We start from the raw sequence: 1,098 nt of genomic DNA, 5'->3' as shown, positions 1-1,098 counted from the left end.
CGCGCGAGAGCCTCCCATTCCTCCGCGGTCGGTGCGCGCAGAACGTCGTTGCCGTGCACTGACTGGTAAAGCCCGCGGACATGACGCCTGTAGGCATCGACCAGGGCGCCGGGATAAAGCTTGGCGTAGATCATCACGGTGTCGAGCCGCTCGTGGCCCAGCAAAGCGCGCAGGACATGCGGCGGCGTGCCATTGTTGAGGTGCTCCGAGGCGAACACCCGCCGACAATCATGCGGATGCACCAGGAGCGGTTGACCATCATGGGTCCGGGCGCCGGCGCGCCGCGACAGGCCCGCGAGCATGTCGCGGATCGTCGTGCGGCCGATCATGTTGGGTCGCGTTCGGCCTTGCAGCAGGTATGGCGCCCGGGGCAGCGGCTTGCGCTCATGGAAGTCGAAGTTGTCGACCGGGGGTACGTGGTCCAGTCCATAGAAGCGCTTCACATGCCGAATGATCTCGGACAATACCTTGCCGAAGGCGTCGCCGATCGGGATCAGGCGAGCGCGGTCGAACTTGGACGGGGCGACATGCAGCAGGAAGTATGTGCGCCCGCTGCTGTCGCGTCGCCGCAGGATATCGAAGGTGGTCAGGTTGCACGCCTCCTCGATCCGGACGCCGCTCTGAACGAGCAATTCAAGCAACGCCCAGTCCCAAAAGGTATTGTTCTCGGTGCGGGCGGCGGCGCGGGAGCCTGGCGACGCTGCAAGGTTGTTGCAATCTTCGTGCCATCGTTCGCTGGCCAAATCCCTTATCTTCGGCATTTCCCGCTCGAGATCGATGACGCGGCGGGTGATCGCGGCGTCCCGCCTGCGATAGGCGCGGGTGAACTCCGAACTCCACATTTGAAAAGTTAGGTGCATTAGCAACTATGTCCACCAACCTTACAGGACGTTCGAGAATCTCGTCTGCCGAAGCAACTTTTACAGATGCAATAAATGTCCTGAATCGCGATGACTTTCTTGGTGCGCATCTAGATGTAGAAAGGGTAATCTTTGCTGTTCCTGTTTTTGTCACCTCGAGCCGGCGATGTTGCGCAAAGCAGCCGCGGGCATGACTTCTCCCTTTCCCGCCTTTCTTCAGCGGATGGCTTTGATCTCG

The 1,098-nt window shown here is 60.7% G+C and carries 1 protein-coding gene; it reads right to left on the bottom strand.

Annotated features, from left to right (window positions below; genetic code table 11):
- A partial coding sequence (locus tag Q1B08_RS21465) for a site-specific integrase (protein WP_299823406.1) occupies nt 1–761 on the bottom strand: 761 nt, incomplete at its 3' end.
- Between the last annotated feature and the right edge of the window lie 337 nt (nt 762–1,098).

This window comes from uncultured Jannaschia sp. (assembly GCF_947494025.1).
In the GTDB taxonomy this organism is placed as follows: domain Bacteria; phylum Pseudomonadota; class Alphaproteobacteria; order Rhodobacterales; family Rhodobacteraceae; genus Jannaschia.
Note: the sequence above shows the minus strand (reverse complement) of the source record. Positions and strands in the feature narration are given on the sequence as shown.